Source organism: Acidiferrimicrobium sp. IK, from assembly GCF_025499425.1.
Classification (GTDB): Bacteria; Actinomycetota; Acidimicrobiia; order Acidimicrobiales; family Palsa-688; genus Acidiferrimicrobium.
Genome location: NZ_JAIMCB010000003.1, coordinates 371,514 through 386,686 on the forward strand (window position 1 = coordinate 371,514; position 15,173 = coordinate 386,686).

General features: G+C 70.5%; 14 protein-coding genes. 1 reads left to right on the top strand and 13 read right to left on the bottom strand.

Features of this window, described 5'->3' with window-relative positions; all coding sequences use genetic code 11:
* Window positions 1–27: 27 nt before the first annotated feature.
* From K6U06_RS07360 to hsaA, 13 genes are all read right to left on the bottom strand, one after another.
* Window positions 28–663: a hypothetical protein gene (locus K6U06_RS07360; RefSeq protein WP_262321261.1), complete on the bottom strand. Its 636-nt coding sequence runs from the start codon at window positions 661–663 to the stop codon at window positions 28–30.
* A complete protein-coding gene (locus tag K6U06_RS07365) occupies window positions 660–1,748 on the bottom strand; it encodes an MCE family protein (RefSeq protein ID WP_262321262.1) in 1,089 nt (362 codons plus the stop codon). The genes K6U06_RS07360 and K6U06_RS07365 overlap by 4 nt, the downstream gene beginning before the upstream one ends.
* Complete coding sequence (locus K6U06_RS07370; protein WP_262321263.1) at window positions 1,745–2,842, bottom strand: MCE family protein; 1,098 nt, start codon at window positions 2,840–2,842, stop codon at window positions 1,745–1,747. The genes K6U06_RS07365 and K6U06_RS07370 overlap by 4 nt, the downstream gene beginning before the upstream one ends.
* Window positions 2,839–4,005 (bottom strand): MCE family protein, encoded by a 1,167-nt coding sequence (locus K6U06_RS07375; RefSeq protein WP_262321264.1) that lies wholly within the window; start codon window positions 4,003–4,005, stop codon window positions 2,839–2,841. Before K6U06_RS07375 ends, K6U06_RS07370 begins: the two co-directional genes overlap by 4 nt.
* On the bottom strand, window positions 3,993–5,021 hold the full coding sequence (locus K6U06_RS07380) for an MCE family protein (RefSeq protein WP_262321265.1): 1,029 nt from the start codon (window positions 5,019–5,021) through the stop codon (window positions 3,993–3,995). The genes K6U06_RS07375 and K6U06_RS07380 overlap by 13 nt, the downstream gene beginning before the upstream one ends.
* On the bottom strand, window positions 5,018–6,142 hold the full coding sequence (locus tag K6U06_RS07385) for an MCE family protein (RefSeq protein ID WP_262321266.1): 1,125 nt from the start codon (window positions 6,140–6,142) through the stop codon (window positions 5,018–5,020). The genes K6U06_RS07380 and K6U06_RS07385 overlap by 4 nt, the downstream gene beginning before the upstream one ends.
* Window positions 6,139–7,584, bottom strand: coding sequence for an MCE family protein (locus K6U06_RS07390; RefSeq protein ID WP_262321267.1), 1,446 nt, complete (start codon window positions 7,582–7,584; stop codon window positions 6,139–6,141). Before K6U06_RS07390 ends, K6U06_RS07385 begins: the two co-directional genes overlap by 4 nt.
* Complete coding sequence (locus tag K6U06_RS07395; RefSeq protein ID WP_262321268.1) at window positions 7,581–8,483, bottom strand: MlaE family ABC transporter permease; 903 nt, start codon at window positions 8,481–8,483, stop codon at window positions 7,581–7,583. The genes K6U06_RS07390 and K6U06_RS07395 overlap by 4 nt, the downstream gene beginning before the upstream one ends.
* On the bottom strand, window positions 8,480–9,289 hold the full coding sequence (locus K6U06_RS07400) for an MlaE family ABC transporter permease (protein WP_262321269.1): 810 nt from the start codon (window positions 9,287–9,289) through the stop codon (window positions 8,480–8,482). The genes K6U06_RS07395 and K6U06_RS07400 overlap by 4 nt, the downstream gene beginning before the upstream one ends.
* Window positions 9,290–9,556: 267 nt before the next feature.
* The gene (locus K6U06_RS07405) at window positions 9,557–11,038 is read right to left on the bottom strand and encodes an FAD-dependent oxidoreductase (RefSeq protein WP_410051004.1); all 1,482 of its coding nucleotides are present in this window, start codon (window positions 11,036–11,038) and stop codon (window positions 9,557–9,559) included.
* 74 nt (window positions 11,039–11,112) lie between these two features.
* Window positions 11,113–12,438, bottom strand: a complete 1,326-nt coding sequence (locus K6U06_RS07410) for an amidohydrolase family protein (RefSeq protein WP_262321270.1) — start codon at window positions 12,436–12,438, stop codon at window positions 11,113–11,115.
* Complete coding sequence (locus K6U06_RS07415; protein WP_262321271.1) at window positions 12,387–12,893, bottom strand: nuclear transport factor 2 family protein; 507 nt, start codon at window positions 12,891–12,893, stop codon at window positions 12,387–12,389. The genes K6U06_RS07410 and K6U06_RS07415 overlap by 52 nt, the downstream gene beginning before the upstream one ends.
* Window positions 12,894–12,903: 10 nt before the next feature.
* The gene (gene hsaA, locus K6U06_RS07420) at window positions 12,904–14,154 is read right to left on the bottom strand and encodes a 3-hydroxy-9,10-secoandrosta-1,3,5(10)-triene-9,17-dione monooxygenase oxygenase subunit (protein WP_262321272.1); all 1,251 of its coding nucleotides are present in this window, start codon (window positions 14,152–14,154) and stop codon (window positions 12,904–12,906) included.
* Between the two features lie 153 nt (window positions 14,155–14,307).
* On the opposite strand from hsaA, the gene K6U06_RS07425 reads away from it, so the two are divergent.
* A complete protein-coding gene (locus K6U06_RS07425) occupies window positions 14,308–15,171 on the top strand; it encodes an alpha/beta fold hydrolase (RefSeq protein WP_262321273.1) in 864 nt (287 codons plus the stop codon).
* Window positions 15,172–15,173: the final 2 nt, after the last annotated feature.

Below are 15,173 nucleotides of genomic sequence, written 5' to 3' on the forward strand. Positions count from 1 at the left end.
CGAGTTACCGGTCGCCGCGCCGGGCGGCTACTGGACCGTGGCGTTGGCCAGCTGCCAACCGCTGCCGTGGCGGGTCAGGTCGATGACCATCCGGGCCCGCTGGGTGCTGGCCGGGTCCTTGCTGTTGGTGACCGCCTCGTTGAGGAACACGTACACGGTGGCCTTGGCCGAGGAGAACGCGCCGATGCCCGCGCCGACGACGGTCCCGGTGGAACCGGCCTTGTACTGGGCGAGCACCGAGCTGAGCGACGCGCTGTCGGTCTTGAAGTTCTTGAAGAACGCCGGCGTGGCCACCGCCTTGATCCGGTCGGAGTAGGCCCCGAAGCTGCTGTAGGAGTACGTGGCGATCAGCGCGGCGTCGGACTTGGCGGCGCTCAGCGCGCTCTGGCGGGCCGACGACAGGGCGTCGTCGTGGCGGACCTGCAGCCCTTCGACCACGACCGCGGCGGCCAGGGCGGCGATGACCGCGGCGGTGACGATCCGGGCGGCCCGGCGCCGGCGTCGGTGTACCGGCACCCACCTACCCGCGTCGCCGGCCTGCTCCCAGCGGGTCTGGAGGTCGTCGGCCGGAGGATCGGTGAGGTGCTCGCTGCCGGCCGCGACGACGGGCTCTTCTCCGAGGGACGCCTCGGACGCGGTGAGTGGCTCTCCGGTGATGGTCATTTTGCAACTCCCGGTACTTGGTTGGCTCCTCTTTGGAGGAGGTTGGGGGCGCTGGTGGTGCAGGTCCGGCCGAGCGTCAGCGTCGACTGGGTGGCGGTGGGTTCGGGGAAGCCCTGCGGGCCGGGCGTGTAGGTGCACACCGGCTCGCTGTCGTTGTAATCAAAGATGGCCTGTGCGCTCCCGTTGCGGACGATGGAGTGCACCGCGTTGAGAGTGCCGGGGAGCGCAGCCAGCAGCGCCTGCACCGCGGCGTTGTCGTCGGAGGTGACCGCCGATAGCGCCGCCCCGTTGGCTGTCAGCTGCTCGAGGACCGCGGTGTTGGTGGCCAGCAGCTGCTGGACCTGGGGGAGCGCGGCGGTCCCCTTGGCGATGAGGGCCTGCAAGTCGCTGTTGGACGCCTTCAACTGCGCGGTGAACGACGCCAGGTTGGTGCCGATCTCGGCGACGTCGGGGTTGGTGGCCGACGCGGTCTGCAGCAGGGTGTGGCCCTGGTCGATGACCGCGGAGGTCTGGGGCTGGACCGCTTGCAGCGTGCTGACCAGGGTCTCGCCGGCCTGGAGGATCGTGTGAAGCTGCGGCCCGGTGCCGCCGAGGGCCGTGGTCAAGGTGGCGAGCAGCTGGCTCAGATCGGCGGTGTTGATCGAGTTGGTGAACGACGCGGTGTTGCGCAGCAGCGTGTCGATGGTGACCGGCAGCGTCGTGGCCGACCGCGGGATCACGCTGCCGGAGTGCAGGTACGGGCCGCCGCCGCGGGTCGGGACCAAGTCGACGTATTGCTCCCCGACAGCGGAGAGGTCGTGGACCACCGCCGCGGTGGCGGCTGGAACCCGGGTCCCGGGATCCAGATCCGCGACCACGTCGACGCCGCCGGGCACCAGTCGCAGTGCCTTTACCCGCCCGACGTCCACCCCCCGGTAGGCGACGTAGGCGCCGACGAACAGGCCACCGCCCCGCCTCACCTGGACGGTGACGGGGAAGGGCTGGGCGCCGATGCGCACTTCGAGCACCGCGAAGATGATGTAGGAGAAGCCGGCGAGGAGGATGGCGACGAGCAGGGCGAGGCGGCCGGCCACGGCGCGGGTCATGGCAGCGACGCTCCCAGGATCGACCCGATGGCGCTTCCCGGCGGGCACTCGGAGGGTGGTGTCGGGGCGGTGCAGCCCAGGATCGGCGCCAGGGCCGGGATCGGCTCCGCGGAGGGGAAGGTGCCGGTGAAGTTGACGTTCAGCTGCACGTAGCCGTTCGGCGCGTCGCGTTCCACGGCTTTGGCCACCTGCGTGAATAGCGACGAGTCGGTCCCGAACTCGTTTTGGGCGCTCTGCAGGGACTGCAGCACCGGGACCGCCTGGCGCACGTCGTCGGCCAGCTGCTGGCCGCTCTCGGCGAGCACGTTGACGACGACCGGGGACAGGGAGTTGATGCCCTGCAGGAGCTGCTGCAGCTGCGAGTTGTCGGCGCTGACCGCGGCCGCCGCCGGTGGCAGCGTCTGCAGGGCGGTGGTGATCGCGCCGGTGCCGTTGTTGAGTTCGGTGACGATGGACCGGGCCGCGTCGAGCGCGGCGTCGAGGTGGGTGTCGTTGCCGGCTAGGGAACCGAGGACGGTGTCGAGATTGGCGATGAGCTGCTGGATCTGGACGTGGTTGCCGCCGAGGATCTGGTTGACGTCCTTGACCACGTCGTGGGCCTGCCCGAGCCCGCTGCCGTAGAGCACCGCGCCCAAGGCGGCAAGGGTGTCGGCGACGGTGGGGGCGGCGCTGGTCGACTCCTCGCCCAGGGTCGTGCCGGGCGTGAGCACCGCTTTGGTCTCGGTGGCGGGCGGGGTCAAAGCGACGTACTCGTCGCCGAGTGGGGAGGCGAACCTGACCTGGGCCGTCGTGCCGGCGGAGAGGGTGGTGCCGGGCGCGATCCGCAGCGTGAGGTGAGCCTTGAAGTCATGGGCCTTTATGGCTGTGACGTGACCGACGACGGCGTCGCCGAGGCGGACCTGGGCGTTGGGCGCCAGGTTCTGGACGTTGGAGAAGGTGGCGTAGATCGGGTAGCCGGACCCGGAGACCGATCCGAGCTGCGGCAAAGACTGGAAGCTGAGTCCGCACCCCGACACGAGGACGGCCGCGGCCGCCACCACAGCCGGTATCCGCGCCCGCCGGGCCGCGGCTGCGGGCCGGAGCGGGGGGTTCACGACGACCTTCCGGAGAGCAGAGCGGAGAGCGACAGGTCGGGTCCGGTGGCGCCGCCGGGCGGGATCCGGAAGCTGGCGACCCCGGCGCCGAACGCGCACACCGGGTCGATCACCGGTGCCTGCGCCTGCTCCACGCTCAACTGCACGGCCCGCTCGAGGAGGTTGCCGCAGATCTGCTGGGTCAGGCCGAGGCTGTTGCGGACCGGGTCGAAGCGCCCCATGATCGCCGGGCCGGTAGGGGTCTGGTGCACGGTGCGAGCCAGGTTCTGCAGGGCGAGCGGCGTGATGTGCAACGCCGAGGCCAGCTGCGACTGCTTGGCGGCCAACGTCGACGCCAGGGTCTCGAGGTTGTTGAGGCTGGCGCCGAAGTTGGCGCTGTTGGTCTGGACGAACGTCGAGACGTCGCCGAGCGCAGTCTGCAGGGCGTTCAACGCGTTGGCCAGGTCGCTGCGATCCCCGTTGAAGTCCGCGGCGACGGCGGCGAAGGTGTTGGTGAAGGACGTGTAGTTGCCCGCGTCGGCGGCCAGCGTGCCGATGAGAGTGCTCAGCTTGGTCAGGGTCTGGCTGAGCCCCGGCGCGTCGGCGGCCAGGTCGTTGACCGCGCTGCTCGTGGCGCCGATCGTGGTGTGCAGCGCCGACCCTTGGCCTCCGAGCTGGACGACCAGCTGGTGGACGAGGGTCGCCAGGGCGCCCTTCTGGTCGATGGCGCTCGGCCCGAGGGCGGTGAAGAGGGAGTTGAGCGATCCGAGGACCTGGTCGACCGACAGCGGTTCGATGGTGCGCGACTCGGGCAGGTGAGTGCCCGCGGCCATGACCGGCCCCCCGCTGTAGGCCGGCGCCAGCTCGACGAAGCGGTCGTTGACGACCTGCGGCGCCATCAGGACCGCCTTGGCCTGCGCCGGGACTTTGATGGCCGCGTTGACCTTCATCGTGATCTCGACGCCGAGCGGCTGCGGTTTGATGGCGGTCACCGTGCCGACCGGGATGCCGAGGACGTCGACGTGGTTGCCGACGTAGAGCCCGGGCGCCTCCGCGAAGGTGGCGGTGTAGACGGTGACGGGATGGCGCCGTCCCCGGACCAGCGCCAGGGTCCCGCCGGCGAGGACCACGACGACCACCGCGCCGGCGATGATCTTCACCAGGCGGGCGGTCACGGCTGGCACCCCGGCGACAAGAGGCTGTAGGGCGGTGTCACGCCCGGCTTGGTGCACTGGGCCACCAGGTGGTCGTCGACCAGCAGCGTCGGGGCGATGGCATCGAAGTACGGTCCTGAGCCGGTGGCGTTGGACAGGTAGGAGGCCAGGCCGCTCAACAGCGGCACGGCCTTGGCCAGGTTGCCCGAGTCGTTGGCCAGCACCCCGGAGACCGTCTTCAGGTTGGTCAGCAGGGCGGAGAGGTTGGCCTGCTTGTTGGTGATGATCTGGCTGACCGCGTTCGACAGGGCGGTGGTGGCGTCGAGGACCTGCTTGATGTCGCTCTGGCGCTCCTGCACGACCTGCAGCACCAAGCCGGCCTGTCCGATGAGGTCCACCAGCTGGCCGCGGTGGTCGTCGAGGGTGGCGACCACCTGGTTGGTCTCGTCGACCAGTTGGGCCAGCTCCGACTGGCGGTTGACGATCACATCGGAGAGCCGGCCCAGTCCCTTGATCACCGCGGCGGTGGCCGACGGGGTGGTGCCAGACAGGTCCTGGGAGACCACGGCCAGCGACTTGGCCAGCTGCCCCTCGTCGATCGAGCCGAGCGTGGTCCCCGCCTGGTCCAGTGTGGAGAGGATCGTGGCGGTGCCCGACGTCCGCCGCAGCGGGATGGTCGCACCGGGCCGGAGGACTCCCGGGCCGGCCGACGCCAGCTGCACGTACTCCTGGCCGAGCGGGGAGAGGATCTTCACGCTCAGCGTGGTGAGCGATCCGAGCTTCAGCCCGGAGCGGATGGTGAAGTCGAGGCGGACCCGGTCCCCGTCGAGGTGGAGGCCGGTGACCGAACCGACCCTCGTGCCCGCGACGGTGACCTGCTCGCCGGGCACCAGGGACCCGGCGTCGGCGAGCTGCGCGTGGTAGGCCGAGTCGTGGTGCAAGAAGCCGATCTTGGAGAAGTCGAGCGCCCCGGCGACGACCGCCAGCACCGCGATCAGCACCATCACGCCTACGTACCTGGGGTTGCGCTCGGCGAAGGGCTTCATGGCGCGCACGTCGCAGTGTGGGCGGAGGGATCCCCTTCGACGCCGCTCGGCGAGACGATGCCGCTCAGGTACGGGAAGTCCTTGATGCCGACCAGCGCGAACACCGAGTTGAGCGCGGACTGGACCGGGTCGGGCAGCAACGGGACGGGCGTGGGGATGGTGATGGCCAGGTTGCAGTAGTAGGCGTTGATGAAGGCGCCGTTTTGGACGACCTTCGCGGCGTGGGTGAGGACGTTGGGCAGCTCGTTGATCGCGGCGGTGATCTGCTGCTGGTTGGCGATCACCGACGAGCTCACCGAGTTGAGCGACGACACCGCGTTCTCGAGCGGCGCTTGCAGGGATCCGGTGAGGCCCGACAGCGCCGAGACGGCCCCGTTGGCGTTGGTCAGCGCCGACGAGAGCAGGCCCCGCTCGCCGCTCAGCTGGCCGCTCAGGGTGTCGAAGTTGGCTACCAGCTGGCCCAGCTGTCCGTTGTGGTCGGCGACGACCTTCAACAGCGACGTCAGGTTGTCGGCCACCGCGTTGATGACCTTTTGGTGGTCGGCCAGGTTGTTGGTCAGGGTCCCGGCCTCGTTGACGAGCGCGGCCAGGCTGCCGGACTGGCCCTGGAAGGTGCCGATGATGTTGGCGGTCAGCTGGTTGACGTCGTCGGGGGTGAGGGCCTGGAACAGCGGCTGGAACCCGTTGAACAGGTCGCTCAGGTCCAGGGCCGGCTTGGTGCGGGTCTCGGGGATGACGCTGCCGGCCCGGAGCGGCGCGGCCGCCGGGCCCGGGACCAGCGTCAGGTTGTGCTGGCCGAAGAGGTTCTCGAACTCGATGTCGGCCTGGGTGGTGCCGGTGAGGGTCTGGTTGGCGTCGACCGCGAAGGTGACCTCCGACTGGGTGACCCCGTGAAGGGTGACGCTTTGCACCCGGCCCACCTTGACGCCGGCGATGCGCACCGGGTCCCCGGCTTGCAGGTCGGACGCGTCGGCGAAGAGCGCGTGGAAGGTGTGCTTGTTGGAGACGTCGAGATTTAGGAGGCTGGCGACGACCACCGCCGAGAGCACCAGCGACACCACTCCGAACAGCGTCAGCCTGGTGAGCAGGCCGGGCAGCGGCAGCGACCGGGCGGTGGTCACGACGCCAGGCTCCCGAGCAGAGTACCCATGATCAGCTCTGACACCCCGGGCTGGGCCGGGGGTCGACCCTCGACGCCGGTCATCGCGGTGGCGGCTGCCTGCATCTGGGCCGCGGTGAGGGGAACCCCAGGGGTCGTCGCCGCGGCGCCCCCGCCCCCCGGGGCGCTGGCGCCCGACGCCGAGCCGGACGGCCCGGCCGCGCTCGACACGGAGCCCCCCGCCGCGCTCGCGGAGCCGGTAGGACAGTTGGGGCCGGGGTCGGCACCGTAGCGGGGGCAGTCGGCCGCGGTGTAGGTGGGCGGGTCCATCTCCGACGCGAACGCCGAGTGGCCGATCTGCTGGCGCTGCCTGGCGTTGAGCACCGGCAGGTCGGCGCCGGCGAGGAACGCGTAGTAGGGGCTCTCGGTGCGTTGGGTCACCGTCGCGGACAGGGCGGGCATGCCCGACGCGCTGAGCGCCGGCAGAAGGGCACTGGCGAGGCCGCGGAGCGCGTCGAGGGTGGTCGGGAGCACTCCCGGCTGCCCGTTGATGTCGCCGAGCAGGGGCGCCAGGTTGACGAGGAACTGGTGGACGGTGGTGCTGATCCCCGAGAGCAGGGTGGCGACGGTCGCCGACGTGCTGGCGCCGCTGGTCATCAGCTGGGCGATGGCCTGCTGCTCGTCGGTGAGGGTCTGGGCCACCGTCCCGGCGTTGCTGGCCACGTCGAGGAGGGCGGGCACCGACGCGCTGAGCCCGTCGAGCACCGGGGTGATCAGGTCGACGTCGCCTTCCAGGGTCGGCAGCTGCGGGGCCAGGCCGGCCAGGTAGCTGTCCAGCGCCCGGATGGCGCTGCTCACCGCCGGGCCCTGCCCGGCCAGCGCGCCCGAAAGAGCGGAGAGGGTCGTGTCGATCTCCGCCGGGTGCAAGCCGATCAGGAGGTTGTTGAGGTCGGTGAGGCTGCCCTGCAGCGACGACGAGCCGGTCCCGGGCGGGATGAGGCTCCCGGCCACCAGGTGGGCCGCCGCGGGGGCCGGGGCCTGCAGGATCACCGCCTCGGTGCCGAACAGCGACGACGGGGCGACCTGCGACACCACGTTGGCCGGGATGTGCCCGATGCTCGACGGCTTGATGCGCAGGGTCACCTCCACGGCGCCGTTGGCCAGGTCGCGCACGACCGGCCCGACCTTGCCGACCGGCACCTGTGCGTACTGCACCGGGGCGTTCGCGTCGACTGGCTGCCCCGGCGGCAGCACCGCCCGCACATCCACATACGAGCTGAACGCCCCGTTGAAGTCCTCCACGATGGTCACCACCGCCCCGAGCAGCACCGCGAGGAACGCCACACCGGCGATGAAGGCGGTGCTGCGACGGCGCTGAGCTCGGTGCCGGCTGGCGGCCAGCTCGGCGTCGTGGTCTCGCCGTGTGCCGGCGCCCGGAGCGGTGGGGGGGTCGAGGGCGATCATCCGGTGAGCTTTATGGCGCTGGTCGACAGGCCGTAGAAGAACATGGTGAGGAGGAGGTCCGACAGGGCCAGCGCGACGATGCTGGCCCGAATGGCCCGCCCGGTCGCGGTGCCGACCTCCTCGGGACCGCCCTTGGTCGTGTAGCCGTAATAGCAGTGGATGATGATGATGATGACGGCGAACACCACGACCTTGAGGACCGAGTCGACGATGTCGATCGGCTGCAGGAAGGCGTGGAAGTAGTGCTGGTAGGTGCCGGTCCCCTCGTGGGCCACCAGCGAGACGGTGAGCTGAGTGGCGAAGTAGGACCCTGACAGCGCGACCAGGTACAGGGGGATGACCGCCATGAGACCGGCAAGGATCCTGGTGGTCACCAGGTAGGGGAGCGACGGCACAGCCATGACGTCGAGCGCGTCGACCTCGTCGCTGATCCGCATGGCGCCCAGCTGGGCGGTGAACTTGCAGCCCATCTGGGACGCCAGGCCGAACCCGGTGATGAGGGGGATCAGCTCACGGGTGTCGCCGTACGCGGCGATCAGCCCGGACAGCGGAGCCAGCCCGATGATCTCTAGGCCCTGGTAGCCCTCCAGGCCGACCTCGATGCCGAGGAACGCGGACAGCACGAACACGACCAGCACGGTGCTGGCCGCGACCGCCAGCACCCGGCCGCCGAAGGTCACGTCGGCCAGCTGGCGGTACACCTCTTGGCGGTGACGGCGGGCGACGGTCGGTACCGAACGGGCCACCTGGTAGAGGAAGAACAGCAGGGCCCCGAACCACTGGACCTGGTCGGAGACCGCGGTCCGGGGGGCTCGGAGCCGGGCCAGGACCAGGCGGGTCCGCTCGGAGCGCCGCTCGCCGGGCGAGGGGATCGGGAGGAGGGGAGGGCTGACCGTCACGGGACCTTCAGAGGGACGATGACGAGGAAGATCTGGGTCAGCACCAAGTCGAGGGTGAACAGCGCCAGGCCGGTGACCACCACCGACTGGTTGACCGCCAGACCCACGCCGACGGGCCCCCGCCGGGCGTTGAGCCCCTTGAAGCAGGCGAGCACGCAGGCCACGAAACCGAACAGGAAGGCCTTGAGGGTCGACTCGATGACGTCCGCGCCCTGGGCGAAGGAGCTGAACGCCTCCAGGTAGCCGCCCGACGTGCCCTTCAGGATGTAGACGTCCGCGGCGTAGGCGGCGAGCAGCCCGGCGAAGGCGACGATCCCGTTCAAGAGGACCGCCACGATGACCCCGGCGAGGAGGCGAGGGGCGACGAGGCGTTCGACGGGGCTCACGCCCATCACTTCCATGGCTGAGATCTCGTCGCGGATGGTCCGCGATCCGAGATCGGCGCAGATGGCGGAACCCCCGGCCCCGGAGAGGATCAGCGCGGTGACGATCGGCGCGACCTCCCGTACGGTTGTCAGGGCGTCAACCGCGCCGGTGAACGACGTGGCGCCGACTTGGCTGGCCAGGCCGCCGACCTCGAGCACGATCACCGCTCCGAAGGGCACCGCGATGAAGATCGTCGGCAAGAACGAAACTGATATCAGCATCCAGCACTGGTCGAGGAACTCCCGCCACGCGAAGCGGCCTCGGATGACCGAGGTGACGGTGACGACGAGAGAGTCGAGGACCAGCGAGCTGATCGTGCCGAACGAGTCGAGCAGCCCCAGCAGATAGGCGCCCACGCTGGCGTCCTCGGCCCGATCCACAGCTGGTAGGAGGGCCGGACCGATCAAGACCGCCCATGTAATAGGGGAGATCCCGGCCAGATCCCGGGGTCCGCTCGGCGTGACAGGGCCACCGTCGTTGCGCCGGCTTACGCGATTGCCTATCTCCCCCATCTACCGCTCCCCCAACAGTGTCCGAGCGTTCGTGCTGGCCCTCGGCGTCCCGACCGCCTTTCCCCAGCGTCGGGCTCGCCCATGTGGTCGATTACTAGAATCTTATTACAGAAATCTGGTTGGGTGAAGGGCGCCTCACGTCCTGGCCGCCGGGCGGCGCTCCCGTCGGGCCGCGGCCCGGCCGGCCCGGCGGCCGAAGAAGGTGGCGTCGCCGAGCGACGTGCCGCTCACGTAGCCCCAAGCCGGGATGCCCGAGGTGGCCCGTCCCGCGGCGAAGAGGCCGGGGATCGGCCCGTCGCTGCCGACCACCTCGCCGTCGACGGTGGTGACCAGCCCCCCGAGGGTGAACACCGCGTAGGGCAGGGCGGAGAGGTCGATGGCCCCGAAGGGCGGGCGCAGAGGCCGGCACCACTCCGGACGCTTGTGGAAGACCGGGTCGCATCCACGGGCGGCGTGCTCGTTGTAGAGGGAGACGGTCGCCTGCAGGGACCCGGTGGGCAGCGACATCTCCGCCTCGAGCTCAGCGACCGATCCCGCGGCCCACGTCGGCCGGGCCCCCCACCTGTCGGCTTCGGGGACCGACTCGAAGATGGCCTCGTCCATCACCAGCGCCACCTTGGCGCCCTGGTGGAAGACCGCCGCTTGGCCGACCCGGCCGGCGTAGGTGTCCTCGTTGATGAAGCGCTGCCCGAACCGGTTGACCGCTATCGACGGGTACAGCAGCGCGGGCACGGTAGGGATAGCCGTCTGGGCCGCGTCCATGCGGCGGGTGAACCCGCCGGCGCCCTGCCCGAGGCGGATGGAGGACCCGTCGTCGCCGTCGGTCCCAAGCGGCATCTGCCCGCAGAGCTGCGGGGCGTGCAACGCCACCATGTCGGGGTTGGCCCCGAAACCGCCCGACGCCAGCACCACCCCCTTGGTGGCCCTCACCGCTAGCTCCTCGCCGAAGCGGCGGATCACCGCCCCGGCCACCGCTCCGTCGGCGTCCGACACCAGCGCCACCACCCGCCCGTCGAGCATGCTGGCCACCCCCGACTCCCGGCACTGGGCGGAGAGGTGCTCCATGAGCTTCCACCCGCCGGAGCGCCGCCCCGGCTTCTTGCCTGACATCTGCGGCACGTGGGCGCGGGGCGCGGGCGGCGCGATCTCGTTGAACGGCCAGGTGTTCTCGCCGCCGCTGTAGGTGAGACCGTCGTCGCCCGGCGGCTCCCAGCACGGCTCAGCGCAAAAGCTGGCCTTGAACGGCACCCCCATGTCGGCCAGCCACGTGAAGTGCTCGACGCTGCCCTCGCAGTACAGGTCGAGGCGCTCCTCGTCGATGCCGGGCCCGGTCGCGGCGGCCAGGAACGCGCGCATCGCCTCGGCGGTGTCCTCGAAGCCGCAGGCCTTCTGCACCGGCGTGCCCCCGCCCAGGTAGATCTCGCCGCCAGCCATGGCGCTAGCCCCGCCGGGGGCACCGGCGCGCTCCACGACGGTGACCTCGGCGCCGGCAGCCGCGGCGCCGATGGCCGCACTGGCTCCCGCCGCGCCGAAACCGACGACCAGCACGTCGGTGGTGGCGTCCCACGCCCGCACCGACGACGCCGGGCGGGGTGCGATGGGTGCGGTGCTCGACAGGGCGGGGATGGTGGTCGCTCCTTCGGTGCTGGCAGTTGCGGGTGGGCGGCGGACAGGATCGGCAGTCGAGGGGGTCAGCCCGCGACCGCGGCGTCGTCGCGCTTGAGGGCCAGGCCCCCCTCGAACGGTCGCGCCCCGAACGCCAGCATCGAGCGGTAGCCGGTCTCCCCGAGCGGCTGGTGCACGTCCTCCAGGCGAGGGCCGATCTCGGCCGCGACCGGCGTCAGGGCGTCCAGGTCGAAGCCGTAGACGCGGGCCGCGTTGCCGGCCAGGATCTTGCGGCACGATGCCTCGGGGACGCCCGACAGGGCCCACTGGATGGCCATCTTGGAGTGGGGGGTGGTGCCCTCCTCGTGGGGGTAGTCGCTTCCCCACATGAGGTGCTCGTCGCCGAGGAGCTTCAACGACCCCAGCTCCCAGGGGCTGAAGGCGCTGGCCCCGAAGTAGCAGTTGCGCCGCACGTACTCGGTCGGGGTGAGGGTCAGCTCGTCGACCGACGACCCCCCGAACATGCCGTAGGTCCGGTTGGCCGCGCTGGTCTTCATGGCAGGGACCATCGCCTCGAGGATCTGCAGCGACCCCTTGACGAACAACGTGCCCTGCTCGGTCGGAGCGAAGCGGAGCCGGGGGTAGCGCTCGAACACGCCAGCGAGGATCAAGTGGGGGACGGTGCGCTGCGCCCACGACGCCATCTCGGTGATCAGCACCGGGTTGGACGCCGGCTGGTCCATGGGCATCTCCGGGCTGCCGGTGCCGCTGTGTTGCACCACGGTCAGGTCGAGGTCCTGGCAGGCGGCCCAGATCGGCTCGTAGCGGGTGTGGAACAGCGGCTCCACGACGTCACCCGGCGAGACCGCGGGGACCAAGATGCCCCCGAAGCAACCCTGCTCGGCCGCCCAGCGGATCTCCCTCAACGCCTCGTCGATGTCGTGGGTGAACACCTGGGCCAGACCCCGCCGGCGGTGCGGCGACAGCGAGCAGAAGTCCACCTGCCAGCGGTTGTGGGCCCGGATGCCGGCCCAGCGAAGCTCCAGCTCGTCGCGCGTCTTCGGCAGCCGGATGGTCACGTTGGGCACCGTCGGGAAGAACGGCGGCACGGTGTTGGGGAACAGCAGCTCGGCGGCCACCCCATCCGCGTCGGCCTCCCGGAGGCGAAGGTCGCTGTCCCAGTTGCGCTTCGCGGTGGCGGTCATGAGGTCGTCGTAGGGGCTGACGTAGGACGCCGCCCACTCCTCGAACCGGTCGTGCAGGGCGGTGGGCAGGTACTGCTTGTAGTCGTGCATCTCCGCCCCGGCGTGGGTGTCGGCGGAGATGACCACGTAGCGGTCGATGGTGTCCCACGTGGTGCTCATGCCGTGATGCCTCCGTCCTGCGCGCTGGTCGCGTGCGTGTGGGTCCACCAGGTGTCGGTGAGTGTCAGGCCTGGTCGTTCCCGACTTTCCATTTCTTCGTAGACCCTCCGATATCCTGTCCGCCGTATCCGCCATTCCCCGTCTTGTTTGACCAGCTCGTCGCGGTAGTAAGCGGCGCCCCGGATGGTGACCTTGCCGCTTTGAGAGATGACCACGTCGTCGAGAGCCCAGGTAGCAGTGGCGGTGGCCGGCCCGGTCAGGTCGATCTCGGGGTGATGCACCCGGTGGCTGGTGATGGTGTCGGCGTCGCCGAGCGTCTGGCGCATGAAGCCGATGATCTCGTCGCGGCTGGAGAAGCACAGCCGCCCGCTGCTGAACGCAGCCTCCGCGTCCGGCGTGAGCGTCTCGGCCATCTCGTCCCACTGCTTGAGGTCCAGCGCCCGGATGTAGCGGTACTTGAGCCGGCAGATGGCGTCCACCTCGATGAGGTCCTGCGGGGTCATCGCCGCCCCCTCAAAGCAGCACGTCGATGGGGCTCTGGCCGAGGGTGGTCAGCGCATAGCTCTGCAGTGACCGGTCGACCGAGTTGGCGGTGTGGTGGCGCCCGGCGTGGGCGTCTCGCCACAGCCGCTGCATCGGGTGCTGGTCGCTGATCACCCCGGCGCCGCTGCGGTCGAACAGGTCGTCGATGGCGGCGATGGCCCGGGCGCTGCCTTGCACCTGGTCCCGGCGAGCCCGGCTGCGGTCGTCGATGCTGATCTGCTCGCCCCGGCTGGCTTTGGCGAACATAGAGGCGACATTGCCGAGCAGCTGGGTGCGGCAGGCGTCGATCTCGCTGGCCGCCCGCCCGAGGGCGGAGAGGGTGTGGGGATCCTCGCTGGCCTTCCCCCAGTTTTTCGACACCCGGACCCGGGTGGACTCGGTGCCCTCCTGAAGTACCCCCTCGGCCATACCGATGATCGACGCGGTGATGGCGTTAGCGAACATCGTCCCGAACGACAGGCGGTACAGCGGTGCGGTGTTGACCGCCAACCCCGGGCTCTTCCAGGAGAACATGTCGATCAGGTTGATGGCACGGTAGTCGGGGACGAAGAGATCCTCGATGATGATGTCGTTGCTGCCGGTGCCCCGCAGGCCCATGGTGTGCCAGGTGTCCTCGATGCGGTAGCCGGTGCGGGGGACCAGCACGTTCCACATCTCCGGGCTCTTGTCCTCCCCCCGGTCGAGCATCACGCCGAGGATCGCCCACTGGCAGTGGTCACAGCCTGAGGAGAAAGCCCAGCGACCGGTGAGGGTGAAGCCGCCGTCTGTTCTCGTCAGGCGCCCTCCGGGCATGTACGACGAGGACACCCACGTGTCGGAATCCTCGCCCCACACCTCCTGCTGGGCCCGGTCGTCGAATAGGGCGACCTGCCACGGGTGGACACCGACGACGCCGCACACCCACCCGGTGGACCCGCAGGCCGACCCGGCGGCCATCACGCCCTCGTAGAACCGGACCGGGTCTCCTTCGAGCCCCCCGTAGCGGCGGGGCTGGAGGATCCGGGTCAGGCCGGTCAGCTTCAGGTCCCGGATGGTCTCGTCAGGGAGCCGGCGGGCCGCTTCGGCCGCTCCGGCCCGCTCTCTGAGCGTCGGGAGGATGGCACGCAGGCGCTCGAGGGCCTCCGCGTCGGTCGTCGGGGCGTCGGCGGCCGACGACTGGGCCCCCGGCCGTTTGGCCTCCCCGACGGCCCCGGTCGTCGACGTTGCTGTGTCAACGCTCAATGGTCTCGTCTCCCCACTTTCCTGGTCGTGCCCGACCCCAGCCGGTACGTGACCTCCACTGTGCCCGCGCCCGGGGCGCGCCGTCCCGGCGGGCGTCCCGGTCAGCGGGACACCCGCCGGGGGGCGCCCGACGCCTGTCGGTACTGTCGCCTCGTGACCGCGACGACGACCGACGAGGCGTTCACCCGGACCAGCCGGGTCATCGAGGACGGCGACGACACCCTGCACTACCACGAGGCCGGATCCGGGCCGCCGCTGCTGCTGCTGCACGGGTCGGGCCCCGGCGTCAGCGCATGGTCGAACTTCGCGGCCAACCTCACGCCCCTGGCCGAGCACTTCCGGGTCATCGCCCTCGACATGCCCGGCTTCGGTCGCTCCGCGTTGCCGGCCCTCGACCGGGCCTATCCCCACATAGCCGCCGACGCGGTGGTCCGCCTCCTCGACCGTCTCGGCATCGAGCGCGTCGATCTCCTCGGCAACTCCTTCGGAGGCTACGTCGCGCTGCAGAGCGCGCTGCACGCACCTGAGCGGGTCGGCCGCCTGGTGCTGTTCGGTCCCGGCGGCCTGTCGGTGCCGACCCTCGCCCCGGACCCGAGCGAGGGGGCCCGTCGTCTGGGCGAGTTCATGATGGCCCCCAGCCGGGGTGCGATGGAAGCGTGGATCGACACGATGGTCGCCAACCGGGCGATGGTCGACGAGGCGCTCATCGACGACCGGATGGAGATGGCGCTTCGGCCCTCAGCCATCCCCAACGCCCTAGCCATCTTCGCGTCGCTCGCTGCCCACCCCGACCCGGTGCCGCTCTGGGCCCGCCTCGACCAGGTCAAGGCACCGGCGCTGGTCCTTTGGGGGCGCGACGACCGGATGATGCCGCTGGAGGGCGGCCTGTTCGGGTTCCGCCGGCTGCGCCGGGCCGAGCTGCACGTCTTCTCCAACTGCGGTCACTGGGTCCAAGTCGAGCGCAAGGCCGAGTTCGAGCGCCTAGTCATCGAGTTCCTGACCCGACCGGCCCGCTGACA

Coding starts and splice junctions, on each gene's coding strand:
- K6U06_RS07380 (WP_262321265.1), bottom strand. CDS start 5,021: ATGAAGCCCTTCGCCGAGCGCAACCCCAGGTACGTAGGCGTGATGGTG.
- K6U06_RS07415 (WP_262321271.1), bottom strand. CDS start 12,893: ATGACCCCGCAGGACCTCATCGAGGTGGACGCCATCTGCCGGCTCAAG.
- K6U06_RS07390 (WP_262321267.1), bottom strand. CDS start 7,584: ATGATCGCCCTCGACCCCCCCACCGCTCCGGGCGCCGGCACACGGCGA.
- K6U06_RS07365 (WP_262321262.1), bottom strand. CDS start 1,748: ATGACCCGCGCCGTGGCCGGCCGCCTCGCCCTGCTCGTCGCCATCCTC.
- K6U06_RS07360 (WP_262321261.1), bottom strand. CDS start 663: ATGACCATCACCGGAGAGCCACTCACCGCGTCCGAGGCGTCCCTCGGA.